This window comes from Pseudomonas sp. GM84 (assembly GCF_000282535.1).
Lineage (GTDB): Bacteria > Pseudomonadota > Gammaproteobacteria > Pseudomonadales > Pseudomonadaceae > Aquipseudomonas.
Window position 1 is genome coordinate 1 of the sequence record NZ_AKJC01000171.1, and the last position, 15,956, is coordinate 15,956.

Below are 15,956 nucleotides of genomic sequence, written 5' to 3' on the forward strand. Positions count from 1 at the left end.
GAACACCGGCGAAGCCGGTGCGATGCTCCGCGCTGCCTGTGTCGCGGGGCAAGCCCGCTCCCACAGGGACTGCCTAGCCCAGCAGGATCTCCAGGTTCGACAGAATCGACGCCGCATCGTAGGGCTTGCGCACCACGGGCGCCTGCTTCAAGTGGCCGGGAATGCTGACGCTGTCGCCGTAGCCGGTGGCGAACAGGAACGGAATGCCAAGACGGGTGAGCGCTTCGGCGACGGCAATGGAGGTACCGCTGCCGAGGTTGATGTCCAGTACCGCTACATCCGGCCTCTGCGTGGCCAGGAGCTTGAGCGCCTCGGCTTCGGAGCTGGCGGTGATGACGTCCTCGACCTGCGCATCGGCAAGGATCTGCTCGAGACCGACGGCAATCACCAGTTGGTCCTCGAGGATCAGCACGCAGGCATCGACCAGGGCTGCGCAGTCTGGCAGCACCACAGGCGCTGGGGCCGATGGGCTGTCGTGGCTTGAGTCTTCGACCAGAGTCAGGTGCTTGGCCGGGATCCTGAACACGCCATACAGGCCTTCTGGCCGGTATTCAAGGTTGCTGCTGCCGCCAAGGTCGAACGGAATGCTGCGCTCGATCAGCACCGAGCCGAACCCCGTGCGGGTCGGCGGGCGCACGGTGGGGCCGCCGCGTTCGCACCAGATGATCTCGCAGGCGCCGCCGGCATCCACGGCCCAGGTTACCGACAGCGTGCCACCGGCCCGCGACAGCGCGCCGTACTTGGCCGCATTGGTGGCCAGCTCGTGCAGCACCAGGGCCAGCACCGAAAAGGCGCGGGCATCGAGGAGCAGGCCGGGGCCGCGCAGTTCGAGGGCATCGGCCGTGGTCCGGTAGGGCGACAGCTCGGCTTCCAGCAGCGCGGCGAAACGCCCGCCACCGTCACCGCGCACGACCTGGTCATGGGCCAGAGACAGTGCCTGGATACGGCCTTTGAGGGTGGCCACGTAGTCGTTGAGGGTCTGGTTTTCCGAGGTGGGGTGGGCCACCAGCGCACCGATCAGCGACAGAATGTTCTTCACCCGGTGGTTGAGTTCTTCGTTGAGCATGCGCTGGCGCACGTCGGCCTTGGAGCGTTCGTCGGCCAGCAGTTCGCTGTTGTGCAGGGCGACTTCGACGATCGCGGCGCGGATCGCTTCGCCAAACTGGCGGTCCTGCTCGCTCCACGGCAAGGCGTGCTGGTGAACGGTCTGCTTCCACACCGCGAAGCTCTTGCGCGGGGTGAGGCGCTCGCCCAGCGGGCCGCTTTCGTAAGTCTTGTTGGGGTCGCCTGCCCAATCCAGGGTTTCCACCACCTCCTTGCGAAACAGCATCAGGTAGTCCCTGGGGTGCTGCGACATCGGCACGATCAGTACGCCGGAGACGTCGACGGCATAGTCCGCGGCCGGCGGGTGGGCCATCGACAGGCAGTTCGACGCCCAGGTGCGGCCCTCGGCGACCCCCTCGGCGAAGCTCAGCAGGCCGGGAATCGCCGCCTTGGGCGGCGTCAGGCCATCTGCGGACCAGCGACCCTGCTGCGCCATGCCGATGCCATCGCAAGGGATCAGGGCCTTGAACACCGACAGACGCGAACGCAGCAGCGCTTCAAGGTCAGCGGTGCGGTGTGCGTCGAGCAGCAGGTTGTCCAGCACCTGTCGCGCCTGTTCGGCAGCTTCCAGGGTGTGCTTGGCGCGCAGGGTCTGCAGGTGCAGGGAAAAGAACTCGCCGAACATTTCCGCCGCCACCCGTTGGCCCATGGCCAAGGTGCGCGGTGCGTAATGATGGCAGGCAACCAGGCCCCACAGGGCGCCGTCGACGATCACCGAAATGGACATGGAAGCACCGACGCCCATGTTGCTCAGGTACTCGCAGTGAATCGGCGACACGCTGCGCAGGTGCGCGTACGACAGGTCCAGCGGCTCGCCAGACAAATCCAGCACCGGCTCGATGGGCACGCTCTTGAAGTTGGCATCGGAAATGATCCGCACCGGGTTGCGCAGGTACAGCGCACGGGCCTGCTGCGGGATGTCCGAGGCCGGGAAGTATTGCCCGAGGAAGCTCTCAAGGCCGCCGCGCTTGGCCTCGGCCACCACCTTGCCGGCGCCGTCGGCACCGAGCTGGTAGATCATCACCCGGTCGTAGCCGAGCAGCGCGCGCACGCGCCGGGCGGTGTCGAGGATCAGCTTGTCGGAGCGCTCGATGTCGCGCAGTTGCGCGATCACCGTGCGCACCAGCTCCACAGGCTCGGCGATGCTGGCGCCGGAAGGTTCGAATTCGAGGATGACCGTGCCCTTGAACAGGTGCGCGGACACATCGAACGCCTGCCCCGAGGCGATCACCACGCCGAACGACAGTGCCGGGCGCGACGCCTCTTTGACCCGTGCCAAGGCGTTGCGCAAGGTATGCGCAGCTTCGGCGCCGAGGATCGCTTCGAGCCGCTGCCCGTTGAGCTCGGCGGTAACGCCGAGCATGGCCGGGGCGTTCAACGAGTGGCGCAGGACGACACTGGCGGATGCGTTGCAGGCCAGCAGGCAGCCATGCGGCTGGATGCTGCCGGGAATCTGGATGGGTTCGCGGTCACAGTTGGTCAAGTTGACCTGAGGTTGCACAGTCATAGGTTCCTGCCGGTTTCCCAAAGACCGGTTGCCTAAGTTGACCGCCGAACATTTCAGGCAAACGAAGTAGTTAAGTCATGTTCAGCTTCCGAGTCTAGCTGGCGCGTTGGTCTTCGTCACCTGAGGCCCACGCTCGCAGGGCGCGGCGAGCGTGGGCCTGGACAATGCCTTCAGCCCTTGGCCGGTGCGGCTGCCAGGCGCTTGCGCCGGCTCATCAGGCCGTAATAGGCCAGCGCCGGGAACACCAGGCCCACCGCCCACGCCAGGTCGATGCCCTGCAGGCTTCTGGCGACCGGCCCGACATACAACGAGGTGCTCATGAACGGGATCTCCAGCACGATCGTGGCCAGGAACACCCCGACCGCAATGCCATTGACCCGCCCATAGATACCGCTTGGCTCGAAGATGTCGGCAATCCGGTATTCGCCTTTGCGCAAGGCGTAGTAGTCGACCAGGTTGATCGCCGTCCAGGGGATCAGGAAGTAGCTCATGAAGAAGATGAAGTTGAGGAAGAACTGCAAGAAGTCGTCCTGGGCCAGGGTGCACAGGCCAGTGGCCGCGGCGCAGATCACCAGCATGAAGCCGGCCCGCACGCGCGGGGTGACCTTGAGCGCCGCATACGGCTCGATGACGGTCACGGTCGACATGAACGCGCCATACAGGTTGAACACGTTGATGGCGATCTGGCCGTAGAGCACGAAGGCGAAGGTCAGCAGCGCGCTGCCACCGAGGAAGGTGACCAGGTTCAGGCCCACGTTCTCGGTGAAACCGCCCATGCCCTTGGCCAGCAGCGCCCCGAGCACCATCATCCAGCTGCCGCCGATCACGGTCCCCAGGTAGCTGTACCAGAACACCTGCCGGGTCGACGTGCGGGTCGGCAGGTAACGCGAGTAGTCCGCCACGTAGGGGGCGTAGGACAGCTGCCAGGTCACTGCGATACTCACCGAAGCCAGGAACCCCACCGCATCGAACCCCTGCGCCGACCACTGCCCGGGCGCCACGGGCAGCGCCAGTGCCATGACCGTGGCGATACCGAACACCATGATCGAGGCCAGCGACAGGACCTTCTGGAAGCGGTGGATCAACGAGTAGCCGAACAACGCCACCAGGAAGCACGCCAGACCCAGCAGGATGATGTTCACGCCATTGCCGAACGGGCTGGCGGCGGCGACGGCCTGGGCGGCCAGCAAGGTATTGCTGACGAAGAAGCCCAGGTAGATGAGCATCACGAACAGCAGCGGCACGATGGCCCCGTACACGCCGAACTGCGCGCGGCTCTGGATCATCTGCGGGATGCCCAGGCGCGGGCCCTGGGCCGAGTGCGAGGCCATGAAGATCGCGCCGATCATCGAGCCCAGCAAGATCGACAGCACGCTCCAGAACAGGTTGAGCCCCAGGCTGATCGGCAGCACACCCGCCGCTACCGTGGTGATGTTGGCATTGGCGCCGAACCAGACGAAGAACAGCGAGCGCGGTTCGCCGTAGCGTTCGTTTTCGGGGATGTAGTCGATGCTTCTGTTTTCAACTTTCATGCCGGTGGTCTCCAATCAGCGTTCAGCGACGAGGCGGCTTTCGAGGCGTGCGATGGCCTCGACGAACGCTTCGGGTTGGAAGGCGAGGTGGTCGGGCGCGGCGCTGGGCAGCGAAGTGGCGGGCTGGTTGTGCAAGCGCCGGAGCAACTGCTCGGTGCTGATGATGTCGAGCCCGTAGATCCAGTTGGAAAGAATGAACAGCGCGGAGTAGTGGGCGGCCTGGGTGGTCGCCGTGCAGGCGTCGGCCACCAGGGTCAGCTGGAAGTCGTGCTGGTAGGCGTCGAACAGGCTGGTCATGACGCAGACGTCGGTCAGCACCCCCATGACGATCAGGTGCTTGATGCCCCGGCGGTGCAGCATCTGCGTCAGCCGCGTGCCGTGGAAGGCGCTGTAGCGATGCTTGTCGATCACCTCATCGCCCGCCTGGGGCGCCAGCGCATCGAGAATGTCCACGGCGCCAGTGCCCGCGCAGTAGGTGGCCGGCTGGCCCTGGGCGTTCACGGGCTCGCCGTGCAGCAGGTCGCGACCGCGCGCGTCGTTGATGTGGCGGGTGTAGAACAGCGGGATTTCCAGGCTGCGGGCCGCGTCGACCAACGCGGCCGTGTTGTCGACGACGGGGCCGAAGCGTTCAAGGCTGAAGCCATCTTCCTTTTGCAGGTCGATGATGAGGAGTGCGGTTTCGTTGACCATCAGGTTTCTTCCAGGTGCAGCGGCCCTGCCAGCGCCAGGCGGGCGCAGCGAGGGCTGTGCAAAAAGACAAGGCAACGACCGGCAAGCGGCCGCTGCCACACGCGAGACGAATGCTCGAGGGAGGAATTACCTGACTATCTGCCAGAAACCATTCTGCTTGGCGGCGACGCAGGCGCGCAGCCGTTTGAGTTCGATCTGGGCGGGGGCGGTGGCACGGCGCAGATAGCCTTTCATGGCGCACGCCGCCGCATCGCGCTGGGGCGATGGGTAGGCGTGGGGGGAGCCAGGAAGGTGAATGGACATGCGCGCATGCTCGTGGGGTTTTGCCATGCAGCAGCAATAACCAGGCCAACCAAGTTACTCAACCTCTAAAAGCTGGGAGCAACTGTCTTGCTCAACTTCCAAAAGTCGACGCTATTCCTGTGGGAGCGGGCTTGTCCCGCGAACACCGGCGTAGCCGGTGCCAACCACCGCGCTGCCTTTTTCGCGGGACAAGCCCGCTCCCACAGGAATAGCATCTGTTACCAATGGTATGCGGCATACCATCAGACATCGATACGCAACGTAACGTGCGTAACACCAGAGACGTTGTACTATCCCGCGAGCGAACAAACAGACTCGACTTCAAGGAGACCGCAATGATCAACACCGGCGACCAGCTGCCCGACGTAACCCTCTATGAATACAGCGACGGCCAAGGCAGTTGCCCGCTGGGCCCGCAGGCGTTTGCACTGCGCGAGCGTTGTGCAGGTAAAAAGGTGGTGATCTTCGGCCTGCCCGGGGCATTCACCCCGACCTGCTCGGAGCACCATGTGCCGGGCTATCTGGCAACGGCGCAGGCGCTGTCGGGTGCCGGTGTCGATGAAATCATCTGCGTGGCGGTGAACGATGCCTTCGTCATGCACGCCTGGGGCAAGACCTTCGCCGAGCAAGGTGCGCTCAGCATGATATCGGACGGTAACGCCGAACTGACCGACGCCCTGGGGCTGGCCCAGGACGCCTCGGCCCGCGGCATGGGCAAACGCTCCCAACGTTACGCCCTGTTCGCCGACGACCTGCTGGTCAAGCGCATCGTCGTGGATGCGCCCGGCAAGCTCGAAGTGAGCGACGCGCAAAGCATGCTGGCGTTCCTGCGTGAGAGCGGCGGCCCGCGCTAACCCCGTTTCACTCCGCAGGCAGGGCTTGGAGGTGGCGGTGCCTGCGGTTGTACAGCGAGGTGCGCAGCAGCAACAGCACGGCGCCCAGCACCGGCAGGCTGACCAGCAATAGCGCATAACGCAGCGACTGTTGGCCGTACCAGGGCTGCAGCAGGTCGCTGAGCACACCGGTCAGCAGCGGCCCCACGCCCACCCCGAGCAAGGTACTGACGATGGTCTGCAGGGCCATCGCGGTGCCGCGCCGTTGCGAGGCCACCAGTTGCGTGACCAGGTTGTACGAGGGCGCCACCCACCACACCGCGAAGAAGCTGTACAGCGCGCACCAGAGCATCGCCACCGGCACCGGCAGCGCCCCCAGGTGCATCAGCAGGTCGCTGGGCCACAACAGGTAAGTGGCCAGCGCCGACATCGCCGCCAGGTGTCCGAAGATCGGCAGCGACAGCTGCCAGTGGGCTGCCCTGCGCGCCAGACGGTCGCTCAACCAGCCGCTGAACAGCCCGCCGACCCCGGCGCAGGTGCCGCACACCACGCCCGCCAGCATCCCTGCCTCCTGCAACGACAGGCCGTGGGAGCGCACCAGGAAGCTGGTGTTCCACATCGCCACGGCATAGGAACCCAGCGTTGTCAGGCCGCCGGCCAGGATCAGCTGCCGATAGGGCACGAAGGCCCACAACTGGCGAGCCTCGGCGCCAAGGCCGAGGCGTGCTGCAGGGGCCGGGTGGGGTGCCAGGTCCCAGCGCCCGCGCGGCGGCTCGCGCACCAGCAGCGCCAGGATCGCGGCGAAGACCAATGCCGGCAGGCCCAGGGCGATGAAGCCGGTGCGCCAGCCGTACTGCTCGACCACCCAGGCGCCGATACTCAGGCCGATGATCGAGGAAAAGGTCGGCGCAGCCGTGAAGCAACTGATGGCGAACGAACGCCGTTGCGGCGGATAGAGGTCGGCGATCAGCGACAGCGACGCCGAGGTGGTCGGCGACTCGCTCACCGCCACCAGCATGCGCGCCAGGGCCAACACCAGGAAACTGCCGGCCAGCCCGCAAGCCATGGTCGCCAGGGCCCACAGCAGGCAGGCCACGGCCAGCACACGGGTGCGCGGCAGGCGGTCCACCAGCCTGCCGGCGGGCAGGCCGAGCACGGCGTAGACCACCGCGAAGGCCAGGCCCGAGATCAGCCCGAGCGCCGTATCGCCCACGCCGAACTCGGCCTTGATCGGCTCGATCATCACCGCCAGGATCTGCCGCCCGACGAAGTTGTCGGCGAACACCGCCGCCAGCAGCATCAGCAGGCCATGGCCGCGCCAGCCGACCGCTGCCGGCGGCAAGGTGGGCACGGCGCTGCTCACCGTGGCGCCCAGAGGTCCGGCAAGCCGGGGTCGCTGACCACGATCAGGCGCTTGAGCAGCACCTTGAGCGCCTGGGCATCGGCCTCGCCGAGCTTGGCGGTGAGTTCTTCTTCCACCACCTTGGCCAGGGCCACCTGTTGCAACGAGATTTCCCGCCCTTTGGCGGTGAGCACGAAGCGCAGGTGCGCGGCCTCGCCCTCGATGGCCACCAGGTCCTGCCGTTCAAGGAAACGCATGCCTGCCAGGGTCACCACGTGGCCGGTGTAATTGACGAAGGTGTTGATCTCTTGCAGGCTCAGGTTGTCGCGGATCGACAGCACCGCCAGCACGAAGAACGCCTGTTCGTCCAGCTGCTGGTTGCACAGCAGGTGGCGCAGCAGGTTGAGCACCTGGTAGTGGCCACGGCCAAGCAGGTAGCCGAGCAGGTCCTCGGTGTAGCTGCATTCCGGTGGCGGCGGGGTGGTGGCCAGGCGCAGCTCGCTGCGCGGCTTGCGCGTGGCCAGGGCGTACTGGCCGCTCTGGAACGCCAGCGGCGCGCGGTCGCTGTGGTCGAAGGCGAGCACTTCACCGACGAAGATCACATGGTCGCCACCTTCGTACTGGAACGCCGTGCGGCACTGGAAACGGGCCGTGCAGTCCTGCAGCAACGGCGCATCGCTGATGCCGTTGTCCAGGGCGATCTCGGCGAACTTGTCCTCGCCCTGGGTGGCGAAGCGCCCGGACAGCTTCTCCTGCTCGATCGACAGCACGTGCACGTTCCAGTGCTTGCCGCTGCTGAACGCCGGCAAGCTGCGCGCCTGCTTGGACAGGCTCCACAACACCAGCGGCGGGTTGAGCGACACCGAGTTGAAGCTGTTGGCGGTAATGCCGACCGGCGAGCCGTCTTCGGCTTGCGAGGTGATGATGGTGACGCCGGTGGTGAAGGTGCCGAGCGCCGCACGGAAGGCCTGGGGGTCGAAACCGATATGTTGTGTTGCCATGGCTGGCCTCATGGGTTGGATTGCCTGGCGCCAGTATTGGATGGCCCGCCTGCCCAGGCATCGTCTCAACGGACTAACGCTTTTGCTCGATTCTGGTCCGATCGGACGAGGCGCCGGCCCTGTTGCCATGGCTAGTGTGGGGCCTAGCGCCGCGAGCGCAGCCAACAGCCAGAGGAGACACGCATGCAACCCGCTCCGTCATCGATCCAGGCGCTCGGCGACCTGTTGTCACGCCAGCAGGGCGCCTTCAACAAGGCAGGTGCCGTTAGCGCAGAACGCCGCCGCCAGCGTCTCCAGCAGGTGATCGATCTGCTGGTGCGCCATCACGAAAGCCTGACCGAGGCCATCGACCAGGACTTTGGCGGCCGACCCGCCGGCTTTACCCTGATGAACGACATCCTCGGCGCGCTGGCCAGCCTCAAGCACGCCAGGGACCACCTGCAGGGGTGGATGGCGGATGAGCCGCGGCCGGTCTTCGCCCCTTACGACCAGTTGGGCGCCAAAGCCTGGATCCGTTACCAGCCCAAGGGTTCGGTCGGCATCATCGGCACCTGGAATGCACCGCTGTACACCCTGTTCAGCCCGCTGGCGTCGGCCCTGGCCGCCGGCAACCGGGCCATCCTCAAACCGTCCGAAGTGCTGCCGCGCACGGCCGCGCTGATCGCCGCGCTGTGCGCCGAGCACCTCGACCCGCTGGAGGTGGCGGTGGTCACCGGTGGTGCCGACCTGGCCGAAGCCTTCACCGCCCAGCCGTTCGATCACCTGGTGTTCACCGGCGGCACGGCCATCGGCCGCTCGGTGATGCGCAATGCCGCCAGCAACCTGGTGCCGGTGACCCTGGAGCTGGGCGGCAAATCACCGGTCGTGCTGTCGCGCAGCGCTGATCTGGACAAGGCAGCGTTCAGCATTGCCGTGGCCAAGGCCACCAATGGCGGGCAGATCTGCATCAACCCCGACCTGGTCTATGTGCCCCGGGCCTCGCTGGAAACCTTCCTCGATGCCTTGCGCTCGGCCTACTGCGCGCTCAACCCGACGGTCAGCGGCAACCCGGACGTGGTGGCGGTGGTCAACGCGCAGCACCTGGCGCGGGTCGAAGCCCTGGTGCAGGACGCAATGGAGCAGGGCGCCCGCATCGAGTCGCTGCCCGAGGCGAGCGAGGGCGAAGACCGGCGCCGGCCGCTGCGGGTGGTGATCGACCCGCCCGCGCACGCGCAGATCCTGCAGGACGAAATCTTCGGCCCCGCCGTGGTGGTGCTCACCTATGACGCCGTGGAGCAGGTCATCACGCAGATCAACGCGCGCCCACGACCGCTGGCGCTGTACTACTTCGGCGATGACAGCCAGGAGCAGCAACAGGTGCTCGACCACACCTTGTCGGGGGGCGTGACGCTCAATGAGGTGATGCTGCATGCTGCGCTGCACGATGCGCCGTTCGGGGGTGTCGGCGCCTCGGGCATGGGGCATTATCACGGGCGCGAGGGCTTCCTCGAATTCAGCCACCTGCGCACGGTGTGCCAGGCCCCAGCCCATGACCCGCGCCGCGAGTGGGGCCTGTTGCCGCCCTATGGCGAGCACTACCTCGCCGCCATGCTGGCCCAGGTCACCTCCGACTGATGAACCTCAAGAACAACAACGAACAGGACGCCAAGACCCTCATGCCGATCGATCCTCAAGCCACTTCATACGATGCCCCGGCCGCCTGGCCACGACGCAGCGTCCTCAAGGCCGGCGCGGTTGCCGTCGGCGCAGGCCTGCTGGGACGCTTCGCCACCGCCGCCGACAGCGGCCTGTCGGCGGCCGACTATCAAAACCTGGACGCCTGGGCCATGGCCGAGGCGGTGCGCGCCGGCAGCCTCAGTGGCGAGGAACTGCTGGCCGCGGCCTTGGCCCGCTGTGCTCTGGTCAACCCCAAGGTTGCAGCGGTGAACATGCTGCACGAGGACTATGCGCGGGCCTTGCTCGGCCGCCGCCGCAGCGCTGGCACCGGCGCCCAGGGCGCACTGGCCGGGGTGCCGATCCTGCTCAAGGACCTCAACACCTACCTGCAGGGCACGTCCACCAGCAACGGCTGCCGGCTGTTCCGCGATGCGCCGCCGGCCAGCTTCACCAGCACCCTGATCAGCCGCTATGAACAGGCCGGCGCCGTACCGTTCGGCAAGACCACCTGCCCGGAGTTCGGCCTGACCACCACCACCGAGTCGCTGCTCTGGGGCCAGACCCGCAACCCCTGGAACCTGGCCATGAGCGCCGGCGGCTCTTCGGGCGGCGCGGCAGCGGCGGTGGCGGCCGGCATCGTGCCGGTGGCGCATGCCACCGATGGCGGCGGTTCGATCCGTATCCCGGCGTCCTACTGCGGCCTGGTCGGGCTCAAGCCCAGCCGCTATCGCACCCCCAGCGGGCCGGCGCATTACGAGGGCTGGTTCGGTGCCAGCGTCGGCAACGTGGTGTCGCGCAGTGTGCGCGATACCGCGCTGTTCCTCGATGCAGGCCAGGGCCACGAGGCCGGCAGCGCCTACTGGAGCGCGCCGCTGGCGCGCCCGTACAGCGAAGAGCTGCGCCGCGACCCGGGCAAGCTGCGCATCGCCGTGGTGCGCCAGTCGCTGACCGGCGCGCCGCTGGATCCCGCCGTGGCCGCGACCCTGGAGCAGACCATCAAGCAGTTGGTCGGCCTGGGCCATGAGCTCGACGAGCTGCAACTGGCCATCGACCCGCGCGAGCTGTTCGGCGCCCACGGCACGGTGATCGGCACCGCCTTGCTCAACCTGGTGCACGAGCGCGAGCAGGCCCTTGGGCGCGCGGCCACGGCCCAGGACCTGGAGCAGATCACCCAGGTGGTGCTGGAGCGGGCCAAGGGCACCAACGGCGTCAGCATGTACCAGGCGCGGCAGAGCTTCGAGCGCATCGGCGCGACCATGGAGCGACCGTTCGAGCGTTTCGACGTGATCCTCTCGCCGGTCACCGCCAACCTCACCCCGGCGCTCGGCCAGCTCACCCTCGACCAGCACTGGGACACCTATGCCCAGCGGGCCATGGGCAGCGCCGGGTTCACCGTGCTGGCCAACGTCAGCGGCCAGCCGGCGATCTCCCTGCCGTTGGGTCAGAGCGACAACGGCCTGCCGGTGGGCATGCTGTTCACCGCCCGGCTCGGCGCCGAGGATGTGCTGTTGCGCCTGGCCAGCCAGCTGGAGCAGGCGCAGCCCTGGGCTGCGCGCCGCGCGGTGGTTTAGCAGGGCGGGCGCCTAGTCCGCTTTGACGATGAGTGTGTTTCGGCCAGCGCCGATCATGGGATGCACGCCGCCAACGGCCCCGCAACGGTGTTGGCGGTCTCTCCCTGACCTTAGCGGATGGCACAACAACAATGACGGCTCAAGATCAGTCTCAAACCCAGTACGACGTGATAGTGGTCGGTTCGGGGGCCGGTGCGATGACCTCGGCGGTGTTCCTTGCCGACCAGGGTTTCAGCGTGCTGGTACTGGAAAAAAGCGACAAGTTCGGCGGCACTTCGGCGATTTCCGGCGGCGGTATCTGGATCCCCAACAACCACTACTTCGCCCGCCAGGGCGGCAACGACAGCCCCGAGCAGGCCCAGCGCTACCTGACCGCCGCCGCCGGCGAGCACGTCGAGCCGGCCCGCCTGCAGGCCTACCTGGACCACGCGCCGAAGATGATCGAGGCGCTGACCCGCACCAGCCGAGTACGTTACGCGGTGGCGGCGAAATACCCCGACTATTACCCGCACCTGCCCGGCGCCCTGGCGGGTGGCCGTACCCTCGACCCCGAACTGTTCGACAGTAGCCTGCTCGGTGCCGAGCTGGACAACCTGCGCAAACCGTCTCCCTCGACCCTGCTCATGGGCCGCATCGCCTGGACTGCCCGTGATGCGCACAAGGCCATGGCCCGTGGTTTTGGCTGGCGGCTGCTGATCCTGCGCCTGATGCTGCGCTACAAGCTCGACTTCAAATGGCGCCGCAAGAGCCGCGTGGACCGTCGTGCGGCGCTGGGCAGTTCGCTGGTGTGCTCGCTGCGCCGCTCGCTGATGGACCGCAACGTGCCGCTGTGGCTGAACAGCGATTTTCGAGAATTGCTGGTCGAGCAGGGGCGGGTAGGCGGCGTGCGCATCTGCCGCGAAGGGCGTGAGCTGGAACTGCGCGCCCGCCATGGGGTGATCCTCGCCTCGGGTGGCTTCGAACAGAACCAGGCCCTGCGCGAACAGTACCTGCCGAAACCGACCCAGATGGCCTGGAGCGCCACGCCACCGGGCAACAACACCGGCGCGGCCCTGCAGGCCGGCCTGGCCCAGGGCGCGGCGACGGCGCTGATGGACTGGGCCTGGTGGGCGCCGACCATTGCCGTGCCGGGCGAAGAAAAGCCCCGTGGCATCTTTGCCGAGCGCGCCTTCCCCGGCGCCATCGTGGTCAATGGCCAGGGCCTGCGTTTCGTCAACGAAGCCGCGCCGTACCTGGAATTCGTCGATGCCATGCACCGCGACAACGCGCACAGTGGCGGGCGCTCGGTGCCGGCCTGGGTGATTTTCGACGGGCATTTCCGCTTCAACTATGCGATGGGCCCGTTGATGCCGGCCCAGGTCATGCCCGACAGCCGCCTGCGCGAAGCCTGGCGCGACACCCTGTACTGGAAGGCCGAGACCCTTGAAGGGTTGGCGACGAAGATCGGCGTCGACCCGCAGGGCCTGGCCAGTACCGTGGCCAAGGTCAACGAGTACGCCCGCACTGGCGTCGACAAGGACTTCGGACGAGGCGGCAATGTCTTCGACCGCTACTACGGCGACAGCAACATCAAGCCCAACCCGTGCCTGGCACCGCTGCGCAAGGGCCCGTACTACGCCATGCGCCTGGACGCCGGCGACATCGGCACCAAGGGCGGCCTGCTGACCAACGCCCAGGCCCAGGTGCTGCGCGAGGACGGCTCGGCCATCGCCGGTCTGTACGCCATCGGCAACTGCTCCGCCTCGGTGATGGGCACCAGCTACCCCGGCGCGGGCGGCACCCTGGGTCCGGCGATGACCTTTGCCTACATTGCCGCCAACCACCTCGCCGCCCAGCGCCAGGAGGCCCGATGAACACCCCTGTCACGCCCATCCTCGCGCCCCTGCGGGTAGACGACGCCGATGCCGTGCAATGGCAGGATCACTGCGATGTGCTGGTCATCGGCTGGGGCGCCGCCGGTGCCTGCGCCGCCCTGCAGGCCCGCGCCGACGGTGCCGATGTGCTGATCGCCGATCGCTTTACCGGAGGCGGCGCCAGCGCCAAGAGCGGCGGGGTGGTGTACGCCGGCGGCGGCACCCGGCAGCAGCGCGCGGCCGGCTTCGACGATACCCCCGAAGCCATGTTCGATTACCTCAGGCACGAAACCCATGGCGTGGTCAGCGACGAGACGCTGCGGCGCTTCTGCAACGACAGCGTCGCCAACCTGCAGTGGCTGGAAAGCCACGGCGCGCCCTACGCCCACCAGATGCCAGCCGGTGGCAAGACGTCCTATCCACCGGATGGCGCCTTCCTTTATTACTCAGGCAATGAGCTGGTGCCCGCGTATGCCGGTGAGCAGGCCCCGGCGCCACGTGGCCACCGCACGGTCGGCAAGGGCCAGTGCGGCGCGGTGCTGTACAGCCACCTGCAGGCGGCCTGCTTGCGCGCCGGCGTGCGGCCGCTGCTGCAGGCGGCAGCCAGGCGCCTGGTCATGGACGGAGACGGGCGCGTGCTCGGCGCCGAACTGTGGCGCTTGCCGGTCGGCAGCAAGGTCGCCCGCGCGCATGCACGGCTGGCGGCACGCGCCGAACGCCTGCAGAACTTCGCCCCCGGCTATTGCGACCGCCTGCGCCTGCGCGTGAGCGCGCTGGAACAGGCGCACGCCAGGCCATGCCTGGTGCGGGCGAACAACGGCGTGGTGCTCAGCACCGGTGGGTTCATCTTCAACCGCGAGCTGATCAAGGACCATGCCCCGGCGTTCCGGCGCAATTTCAAGGTCGGCGCCACCGGCTGCGATGGCAGCGGCTTGCGCCTGGGTCTGAGCGTGGGTGCGGCGAGCGACCGGTTGGCGCGGGTCTCGGCCTGGCGCTTCATCAACCCACCGTACAGCTGGCACCGGGGCATCGTGGTCAACCGTGACGGCGCACGCTTCTGCAACGAAGAGGTGTACGGCGCCACCCTGGGCCAACCGTTGATGGAAGAGCAGGGCGGCAAGGCCTGGCTCGTGCTCGATGCACCGCTGCGCAAGAAAGCCCTGCGCGAGGCGCTGTTTGGCGGCTACTGGTGGTTCCAGGCGCTGCCGGCTCTGGTGTTGATGCTGTTTGGCGCGCGCAAGGGCGGGCACCTTGGGCAGCTTGCCCAGGCCACTGGCATGCAGGCCGAAACCCTGCGTCAGGCGGTACTGGCGAACAACGCTGCGGCCAGCGGGCAGGCGCCGGAGCCGTTCGGCAAATCGGTGGATGGCCGCCAGGTGCTGGAGCAGGGGCCTTTCTATGCCTGTGACATTTCCGTGGGCAACCCGATCTTCCCGTTGGGTGCGTTGACCCTGGGGGGCGTGCGCGTGGATGAACGCACGGGCGCGGTACTGACGGCCAACGGCCAGCCCATTGCCGGGCTGTACGCCGCAGGTCGCACGGCGGTGGGTATTCCTTCACATCTGTATATCAGCGGCCTGTCCCTGGCTGACTGCGTGTTCTCCGGGCGTCGCGCCGGGGCCGCGGTGGCGCAGGGTGCAGGCGTGGCGGTGGAATGCGAGGTGGCGTCATGAGTGAAGCTAATGGACGTGTCCAGGGTAAGGTCGCCCTGGTCACCGGCGGGGCCAGGGGCATCGGCGCGGCGAGTGCGCGGTTGCTGGTGGCGCAAGGGGCGCAGGTGCTGATCAGCGATATCGACACCCAGGCCGGGGAGGCGCTGGCCCAGGCGCTGGGCGCTGCCGCCCGGTTCATCCGCCACGACGCCTCTAGCGAGGCCGATTGGCAACGGGTGATGGACAGCCTCGGCGAGCGTCATGGCCGGCTGGACATCCTGCTCAACAATGCCGGGATGCTGCAGACCGGCTCGATCGAAGACACCGAGTTGCAGGACTGGGAGCGGATCATGCGGGTCAATGCCGCCAGTGTGTTCCTCGGTTGCCGCGCCGGTATCGCCCTGATGAAGGGCCACGGCGGGTCGATCATCAACGTCTCCTCGGTGGCTGCGCTGGCCGGGCGAGACGATTACCTGGCGTACAGCGCCTCGAAAGGCGCGGTGGCGGCGCTGACCCGCTCGGTGGCGGCGTTCTGCAGGCGCCGCAAGTACCGTATCCGCTGCAACTCGCTGCACCCGGACGGGGTGCTGACCGACATGACCCGCGGCGGTTTCCCCGCAGGTCTGGACCCGTCGCGGCTGACCATCGACAGCGACCCGATGAACCGCATGTGCCTGCCGGAGGATGTGGCGGGCAGTGTGTTGTACCTGGCCAGTGACGAGTCGCGGGCGGTGAATGGGGTGGAATTGCGCATCGACAGTGGGCAGTTGGTGATGTCGATCTAGCCCTTCTGGCCCCATCGCCGGCAAGCCGGCTCCCACAGGTACAGCACAGTATTCAAGGTCTGTGCTTGACCAGTGGGAGCCACTGCCTTGCTCAACCTGCAAAAGCTGATGCGATTCCTGTGGGAGC

12 protein-coding genes are annotated in these 15,956 nt (G+C 67.2%); 6 read left to right on the forward strand and 6 right to left on the reverse strand.

What is annotated here, in order from left to right; translation table 11 throughout:
* Positions 1 to 73: 73 nt before the first annotated feature.
* From PMI38_RS14520 to PMI38_RS27125, 4 genes are all read right to left on the reverse strand, one after another.
* Positions 74 to 2,611 carry an HWE histidine kinase domain-containing protein gene (locus PMI38_RS14520; protein WP_008095270.1) on the reverse strand — a complete coding sequence of 846 codons (2,538 nt, stop codon included), beginning with the start codon at positions 2,609 to 2,611 and terminating at the stop codon, positions 74 to 76.
* Between the two features lie 170 nt (positions 2,612 to 2,781).
* On the reverse strand, positions 2,782 to 4,143 hold the full coding sequence (locus tag PMI38_RS14525) for a purine-cytosine permease family protein (RefSeq protein ID WP_008095271.1): 1,362 nt from the start codon (positions 4,141 to 4,143) through the stop codon (positions 2,782 to 2,784).
* 15 nt (positions 4,144 to 4,158) lie between these two features.
* Complete coding sequence (locus tag PMI38_RS14530) at positions 4,159 to 4,833, reverse strand: cysteine hydrolase family protein (protein ID WP_008095273.1); 675 nt, start codon at positions 4,831 to 4,833, stop codon at positions 4,159 to 4,161.
* A gap of 126 nt (positions 4,834 to 4,959) precedes the next feature.
* Positions 4,960 to 5,136 (reverse strand): hypothetical protein, encoded by a 177-nt coding sequence (locus PMI38_RS27125; protein ID WP_008095275.1) that lies wholly within the window; start codon positions 5,134 to 5,136, stop codon positions 4,960 to 4,962.
* Positions 5,137 to 5,471: 335 nt separating this feature from the next.
* Between PMI38_RS27125 and PMI38_RS14535 the strand changes: the two genes are divergently transcribed.
* Entirely contained in the window at positions 5,472 to 5,990 is a 519-nt protein-coding gene (locus PMI38_RS14535) for a peroxiredoxin (RefSeq protein WP_008095277.1), read from the forward strand.
* A 7-nt stretch (positions 5,991 to 5,997) separates the two neighbouring features.
* On the opposite strand, the gene PMI38_RS14540 is transcribed toward PMI38_RS14535, so the two are convergent.
* Together PMI38_RS14540 and PMI38_RS14545 are read right to left on the reverse strand one after the other, a co-directional pair.
* Positions 5,998 to 7,269 (reverse strand): spinster family MFS transporter, encoded by a 1,272-nt coding sequence (locus PMI38_RS14540; RefSeq protein WP_050548600.1) that lies wholly within the window; start codon positions 7,267 to 7,269, stop codon positions 5,998 to 6,000.
* 59 nt (positions 7,270 to 7,328) lie between these two features.
* A complete protein-coding gene (locus PMI38_RS14545) occupies positions 7,329 to 8,312 on the reverse strand; it encodes a flavin reductase (protein ID WP_008095281.1) in 984 nt (327 codons plus the stop codon).
* A gap of 183 nt (positions 8,313 to 8,495) precedes the next feature.
* Between PMI38_RS14545 and PMI38_RS14550 the strand changes: the two genes are divergently transcribed.
* The 5 genes from PMI38_RS14550 to PMI38_RS14570 all read left to right on the forward strand — a co-directional run bounded on the left by PMI38_RS14550 (position 8,496) and on the right by PMI38_RS14570 (position 15,829).
* On the forward strand, positions 8,496 to 9,926 hold the full coding sequence (locus PMI38_RS14550; protein ID WP_008095283.1) for a coniferyl aldehyde dehydrogenase: 1,431 nt from the start codon (positions 8,496 to 8,498) through the stop codon (positions 9,924 to 9,926).
* A 41-nt stretch (positions 9,927 to 9,967) separates the two neighbouring features.
* Positions 9,968 to 11,539, forward strand: coding sequence for an amidase (locus PMI38_RS14555; RefSeq protein WP_043273688.1), 1,572 nt, complete (start codon positions 9,968 to 9,970; stop codon positions 11,537 to 11,539).
* 131 nt (positions 11,540 to 11,670) lie between these two features.
* Positions 11,671 to 13,392, forward strand: coding sequence for an FAD-binding protein (locus PMI38_RS14560; RefSeq protein ID WP_008095286.1), 1,722 nt, complete (start codon positions 11,671 to 11,673; stop codon positions 13,390 to 13,392).
* Positions 13,389 to 15,065: an FAD-binding protein gene (locus PMI38_RS14565; protein ID WP_008095288.1), complete on the forward strand. Its 1,677-nt coding sequence runs from the start codon at positions 13,389 to 13,391 to the stop codon at positions 15,063 to 15,065. Before PMI38_RS14560 ends, PMI38_RS14565 begins: the two co-directional genes overlap by 4 nt.
* Positions 15,062 to 15,829 (forward strand): SDR family oxidoreductase, encoded by a 768-nt coding sequence (locus PMI38_RS14570; RefSeq protein ID WP_008095289.1) that lies wholly within the window; start codon positions 15,062 to 15,064, stop codon positions 15,827 to 15,829. Before PMI38_RS14565 ends, PMI38_RS14570 begins: the two co-directional genes overlap by 4 nt.
* Positions 15,830 to 15,956 lie beyond the last annotated feature (127 nt).